At 70.5% G+C, this 5,439-nt stretch carries 8 protein-coding genes; 5 read left to right on the top strand and 3 right to left on the bottom strand.

Features of this window, described 5'->3' with window-relative positions; translation table 11 throughout:
• Positions 1–195 precede the first annotated feature (195 nt).
• Positions 196–882 carry a tRNA-uridine aminocarboxypropyltransferase gene (locus VED21_RS30595; protein ID WP_324889277.1) on the bottom strand — a complete coding sequence of 229 codons (687 nt, stop codon included), beginning with the start codon at positions 880–882 and terminating at the stop codon, positions 196–198.
• Positions 883–1,091: 209 nt separating this feature from the next.
• Here VED21_RS30595 and VED21_RS30590 point away from each other — a divergent pair, with 209 nt between their 5' ends.
• On the top strand, positions 1,092–1,274 hold the full coding sequence (locus tag VED21_RS30590) for a hypothetical protein (protein WP_324889275.1): 183 nt from the start codon (positions 1,092–1,094) through the stop codon (positions 1,272–1,274).
• 130 nt (positions 1,275–1,404) lie between these two features.
• A complete protein-coding gene (locus VED21_RS30585) occupies positions 1,405–1,818 on the top strand; it encodes a bacteriohemerythrin (RefSeq protein ID WP_324889273.1) in 414 nt (137 codons plus the stop codon).
• A 12-nt stretch (positions 1,819–1,830) separates the two neighbouring features.
• On the opposite strand, the gene VED21_RS30580 is transcribed toward VED21_RS30585, so the two are convergent.
• The gene (locus VED21_RS30580) at positions 1,831–2,655 is read right to left on the bottom strand and encodes a hypothetical protein (RefSeq protein WP_324889271.1); all 825 of its coding nucleotides are present in this window, start codon (positions 2,653–2,655) and stop codon (positions 1,831–1,833) included.
• Positions 2,656–2,804: 149 nt separating this feature from the next.
• Complete coding sequence (locus tag VED21_RS30575) at positions 2,805–3,005, bottom strand: hypothetical protein (RefSeq protein WP_324889269.1); 201 nt, start codon at positions 3,003–3,005, stop codon at positions 2,805–2,807.
• A 338-nt stretch (positions 3,006–3,343) separates the two neighbouring features.
• Between VED21_RS30575 and nhaA the strand changes: the two genes are divergently transcribed.
• From nhaA to VED21_RS30560, 3 genes are all read left to right on the top strand, one after another.
• Positions 3,344–4,549, top strand: coding sequence for a Na+/H+ antiporter NhaA (nhaA, locus tag VED21_RS30570; RefSeq protein ID WP_324889266.1), 1,206 nt, complete (start codon positions 3,344–3,346; stop codon positions 4,547–4,549).
• A gap of 51 nt (positions 4,550–4,600) precedes the next feature.
• Positions 4,601–5,020, top strand: coding sequence for a DUF4112 domain-containing protein (locus VED21_RS30565; protein ID WP_324889265.1), 420 nt, complete (start codon positions 4,601–4,603; stop codon positions 5,018–5,020).
• Positions 5,021–5,100: 80 nt separating this feature from the next.
• The coding region (locus VED21_RS30560; protein WP_324889263.1) for a hypothetical protein at positions 5,101–5,439 on the top strand (339 nt) is incomplete at its 3' end.

Genomic DNA, 5,439 nt, shown 5'->3' with positions numbered 1-5,439 from the left:
GGACCGTCCATTTCGCCGCCGAGGCGATCGCGCAAGTCGACTTGCGCGATCGCCTCGGTTCGGTCCAACCTGTCAACCATGTCTCCGAACACCTGTAAACCAAGTGTCCGGTCTGAACAGCTGCGCTCAACCCAACCTACGGGCGAATGCACGCCGCCGTAGGTTGGGTTCAGGCCGCAGGCCGCAAACCCAACGTCAGGACGGTTCGGCCTCGGGTGCCGGGGCCTCGGGGGCCGGGATGACCGGCCGCGGGCGGGGGGCGCGCATCTTCTTCAGCAGCAGCGCGAAGGGCTTCAGCATCTGGTCGTAGATGGCCTGGTCGCCATCCAGGCGCGACAGCACGAAGGCGGCGGCCTCCAGCGTCGAGACGCTCTCGCGGCGCGGCTCGCGCCGGGCCTCGCCGTAGAGGGAGCGGAAGCGCGGGTGCAGGATGAGGCGCCGGCACTTCAGGAGCCACGGGTTGCGCCACCACAGCGTCTTGGCCTGCGCCCAGGTGCCGTCGAGCAGGATGATGCCCTCCAGCCCCTCCAGGATCTCCGGCCCGCCGGCCACCGGCTTGCCAGCCTTGTCGACGACGGCGATCTCCTCCTTGGGCGCCGCCTCGCCCTGCTTGGCGGTGCCGAGGTAGAGGACGGCCCAGCGCTTGTAATCCACCTCGCGGCCCAGGATGCGCTTCAGGTTCGGCCAGCTGAGGCCGACGCGCACCACCGAGTTCTTGAGCTGGAGGTGCGTGAGCTGCGCCGTGCCCAGCGTCTCGCGCTTTTCCTGCGGGTGTTCGAGGATGACCACGAAGACGCGGTTGTCGATCGGCTCGACCGCCTCGCACACGCAGAGGTGCTGCGGTTTCAGGCAGGTGGCGCAGGATTGGGCAGGCGTGAACATGCAGGGTCTCGACGAATAGGGCTGGCCGGATGGTGGCCGGAATATGGGCCGCATCGGCGCGAATTGGAACGGGAATGCGCGCCCGCTTGATCGGTATCAACAGGGGCCTGGGACTTGCATGGTATTCGACAGGCACACAGGACGGGGTGGGTCCGCGGCGGCCAAAAGACCGGCGCATCGCTCTCCCGGATCTCAGAAGGAGGCCTGCCATGCTGTCCGTCTACATCGCCGCCCGGGAACTGGAGCGGCGCCGCGCGCAGGACGCGGCAGAATTTGCCCGGCAACTTCCGCTCCATGCGGAAGAAATTACCCACTGGCGGAGTCCGGACATGATGGATCCGGACGGTGGGGAGGCCCCGCGCACCGAGCCGGATTGGGCGTCGCACTACTGACACGCCGGTCGGACCCCCGACAGCGATCCGCGCTTGGATTTGCTTCGTTGCTCTGATAATGCGTAATCGAAGTGAATTTGCCTCTTCTTGAGGCAACAAGCGGAAAGCACGGCGGGAGGCGGGGCCAGCCATGGCGCGGATCGTCTGGCGCGACCGTATGGCCATCGGCGTTGCGGAGATCGACGACGACCATCGCCGGCTCGTCGACTACGTCAACGCGCTTGAGGAGGCGGTGAACGCCGTGCGCTTCGACCCCCGCGCGGTGGCCGCCTGCCTCCAGGGCCTGATCGCCTACGCCGGGCGGCACTTCGCCCTGGAAGAGCGGCTGATGCAGGCCGTGGGCTTCCCGCATTTCGCCGAGCACCGCCGCCGCCACCAGGAAGGGCACGAGGAGCTGCTGCGCCTCCAGCGCGCCTTCGAGGCGCTGCCCGTCAAGGACACCGCCCTCCAGGTCTACCGCTTCGCCGCCAACTGGCTGGTCAAGCACGTCATCATGACCGACAAGGAAATTGCCGCTTATCTGCCCAAGCGTGCCGCGCAGTGATTGTTTTGCCCCCTACGCCACCTCCGCCCAGTGCTCCACCATGGACGCCGGCATCCGGGCCGGCCGTGGTTCGGGCGCCGGGCGCGCGGGGCGGACGGGGAGTGGCACGGGGCCGGGGACGGCCAGGGCGCCGTCGCGCCATTCCAGAACCCAGGAGCCGGGACGGCCGCCGCGGCAGCGCAACAGCTCGGCCCGCCAGCGCGCCGGGCCGACGCCGGGCTCGTCCGGCACGCTGGGGGCGGCGGCGATGCGCCAGCGGGTGACGGCGGCGCTGGCCCCGCCGGACGCTGCGCGGCTCCCCGCCCGGCCGGTACGGAGCAGCACCCCGGTGACGCCGCCGGCCTCGGCCGCGAGTTGCAGGCGCCGGCTGGCCGTGAGGTCGAGCGCGCCCACCTCCCCCAGCACCGCCGACAGGCGGCGGCAGCGCAGCGCCTCCTCCATGGCCCACAGCGCGTCGGCGTCGCGCGCCGCCCGCACGGCGATCAGCCGGTCCGGCAGCAGGCCGTAGGCCGCAAGCCCCGGCGCGTGCAGGTCGCGCCCGCGCACGATCCACACGGCGGGTCCGGCCGCGCCGTCCCGGTTCGTCAGGCGGGCGAGCAGCGCCGCGGCGAAGGCGGTGGCCGCACCCGGCGCCTCCCCGGCCAGTTCGTGCCCAGCCAGTTCATGCAGGCAGCCGAGCGGCAGGCCGCCGTCCGGCAGCGCCCCGTCCAGTTCCGGCACGCCCAGCGGCAGCACGCGGCCGCCCTCCCCGCCGATACCCTCGATGCGGCGGATGCGGTCGCGCAGGCCGGCGAGCAGCGCGGCCTTGGACGGGAAGGCGGGCATAACGTCTGGCATGGGACGGGCCTCCGGTCGGGCAGGATAATGTTCCTGTTATGTTCTAACACGGAACGGGCCGGCGGAGGAGTCCGGAAAAACGAAGGGCACCCCTCGAGGTGCCCCTTCACGCGTTTGAGGACGGTTGTCCGGTGATTGTCCGGCGGTGGCTACCAGCCGACCGCGACGGCGCGGATCTCCCCCCTCCCCTCCTGGAACGCACGCGCGCCCACGCTCTCCATCGCCGTCCAGGTGCGGCGGCGAACTTCGATCTGGCGGCGGCAGTCGCGCGAGCAGTAGAGCGGCGCCGGGCCGCGTTGGTGCGCGCGTTTGAACGGCCGGCCGCAGCAGGCGCAGTACAGGGCTTCCATGGGTTCCTCCCCCAGCAGCTTCGGCTTTCGAGCTTTTTTTCTTTCGACGAGGGGATTGTTCCCGAAGTAACGGACCGCTGGCTAGCGGTGAAAAAGACATATGGCCGTTCGGCGGTTTACGACGATAGCCGAAGGACCGACAATCATCGTGACGGATGAAGCGCTTAGCCTTCGCCTCCCCCATTGGGAGGCGGCGATTCGCCGCACTCCTTCGAGAGTTTGTCATTCGATCATTTCGCGCCTGCGGAAACATTCTATTTGCAATGCAAGAAGCACCTTGCGGCGCCCCATCTGTTGTCGGGATAGGATGGGGCAACAGACGCAGAGGGACACCGCCCATGAGGCTTTCGGCCGTCCGAGGGTTCCTGCAGACCGAAGCCGCCGCCGGGGTGGTGCTGATGGTCACCGCCGCCGTGGCGATGCTGTGGGCGAACTCGCCCCTGGCGGCCGCGTACGAAGGGTTCCTGCACCTGCACCTCGGCCTGACCGTCGGCGGCGCCGGCCTGGACAAGCCGCTGCACTTCTGGATCAACGACGGCCTGATGACGATCTTCTTCCTGCTGGTCGGGCTGGAGATCAAGCGCGAGGTGATGGAGGGCGAGTTGTCCACCCCCGCCCGCGCGGCGCTGCCGGGGATCGCCGCGGTGGGCGGCATGGCGGTGCCGGCGCTGGTCTATGTGGCGCTGAACTACCAGACGCCACAGACGCTGCACGGCTGGGCCATTCCGGCGGCCACCGACATCGCCTTCGCCGTCGGCGTCCTGGCGCTGCTGGGGTCGCGGGTGCCGCAGACGCTGCGCATCTTCCTGCTGGCGCTGGCCATCATGGACGACCTGGGCGCCATCGTGATCATCGCCGTCTTCTACAGCGCCGACCTGAACGCCACCGCGCTGGGCTTCGCCGCGGTCACCGGGCTGGCGCTCGGCTGGCTGACGCTGATGGGGGTGCGGCGGCTGCTGCCCTACATGCTGCTGGGCGTGGTGCTGTGGGTGTGCGTGCTGATGTCGGGCGTGCACGCCACGCTGGCCGGCGTGGCGCTGGCCATCGCCATCCCGCTGAAGGCGGTGGAGGGCGAACCGCACGAGCGCATCCCCCTGCACCGGCTGGAGCACGCGCTGCACCCGTGGGTCGCCTACGCCATCATGCCGCTGTTCGCGCTGGCCAACGCGGGCGTGCCGCTGGAGGGCGTCACCCTGGCCAGCTTCGCCGAGCCGGTGCCGCTGGGCATCGCGCTGGGCCTGTTCGTGGGCAAGCAGGTGGGCGTGCTGGGCGCCACGTGGCTGGCGGTGCGGCTGCGGCTTGCCCCCATGCCGGAGGGCACCACCTGGATGCAGTTCTATGGCGTGGCGCTGCTGACCGGCATCGGCTTCACCATGAGCCTGTTCATCGGCGCGCTGGCCTTCGCCGACCCGGAGCACGCGGTCGCCGTGCGGCTGGGCGTGCTGACCGGCTCCATCGCCTCGGCCGTGGTGGGGTACGCGGTGCTGCGCCTGACCGTGGCGGCACGGCCGGCGGGAATGGCGGAGCCGTCGCGGTCGGCGTAAGGGGAAGCGGGATAAAGGGAACCGGGGGGCCGGTCGGGCGGTTCACAGGGCATGGCCACGATGTACGACGCCCCCTACCGCCGCGCCACCCCGGCGCCCGACCTGGACCTCGACCTGGAGCGCTTGGAGCGGCTGCGCCGGCTGTCCTGGTGGCTGGACTCGCGCTGGACCATCCCCGGCACGCGCATCGGCGTCGGGCTGGACGGCATCGCCAGCCTCGTGCCGGTGGCCGGCGACACGGCGACCGCCATCGTCTCCGCCTACATCGTGGCGGAGGCGGCGCGCTATGGCGTGCCCAAGTCGCTGCTGGTGCGCATGGGGGCCAACGTGGCGCTGGACTGGGCGGTCGGCTCGATCCCGGTGCTGGGCACCATCTTCGACATCGCCTTCAAGGCCAACCGCCGGAACATCAACCTGCTGCACCGCCACCTGGAGGAGCGGATGGCCGGCCGCGTCCGCACGCCGGTGTAGCCGCATTCAAGGGTATAGCCGCGCTCAAGGCAGGGTTCTTGCAACCGTCCTTCCCGGACACGTCCCTTGGGGAGGATCGCATGACCGTCACCGCCATCACCAGCGGCTTCGCCGCCGCGCACCAAACCGCCCGCAAACAGCCGGCCGGCGGGCCGGCCTTCGCCGATTTCCTGGGGGAAGCCAACACGCAGCCGGCCGCGCAGCCCGCCGCACAGGGCATGGGCGCCGGGGTCCGGGCGTCCGGGCCGCGATTGCCGGGCGGCGCGCTCGACGCGGCAGGACTTGCCGCCTGCCCGCTCATGTCCGCCGACCAGCTGCGGGCCGAGACCGCCGCCTTCGAGCAGGACCTGAAAAACCGCTTCACCGCCGCCCACGTCGACACGGGCACCCCCGTGACGCTGGACGTGGCCGGCGACGGC

It is taken from the genome of Azospirillum sp. (genome assembly GCF_035627195.1).
Taxonomy (GTDB): domain Bacteria; phylum Pseudomonadota; class Alphaproteobacteria; order Azospirillales; family Azospirillaceae; genus Azospirillum.
This window is presented reverse-complemented; position numbering and strand designations above follow the sequence as displayed.

Coding starts and splice junctions, on each gene's coding strand:
- VED21_RS30595 (WP_324889277.1), bottom strand. CDS start 882: ATGTTCACGCCTGCCCAATCCTGCGCCACCTGCCTGAAACCGCAGCAC.
- VED21_RS30590 (WP_324889275.1), top strand. CDS start 1,092: ATGCTGTCCGTCTACATCGCCGCCCGGGAACTGGAGCGGCGCCGCGCG.
- VED21_RS30585 (WP_324889273.1), top strand. CDS start 1,405: ATGGCGCGGATCGTCTGGCGCGACCGTATGGCCATCGGCGTTGCGGAG.
- VED21_RS30580 (WP_324889271.1), bottom strand. CDS start 2,655: ATGCCAGACGTTATGCCCGCCTTCCCGTCCAAGGCCGCGCTGCTCGCC.
- VED21_RS30575 (WP_324889269.1), bottom strand. CDS start 3,005: ATGGAAGCCCTGTACTGCGCCTGCTGCGGCCGGCCGTTCAAACGCGCG.
- nhaA (WP_324889266.1), top strand. CDS start 3,344: ATGAGGCTTTCGGCCGTCCGAGGGTTCCTGCAGACCGAAGCCGCCGCC.
- VED21_RS30565 (WP_324889265.1), top strand. CDS start 4,601: ATGGCCACGATGTACGACGCCCCCTACCGCCGCGCCACCCCGGCGCCC.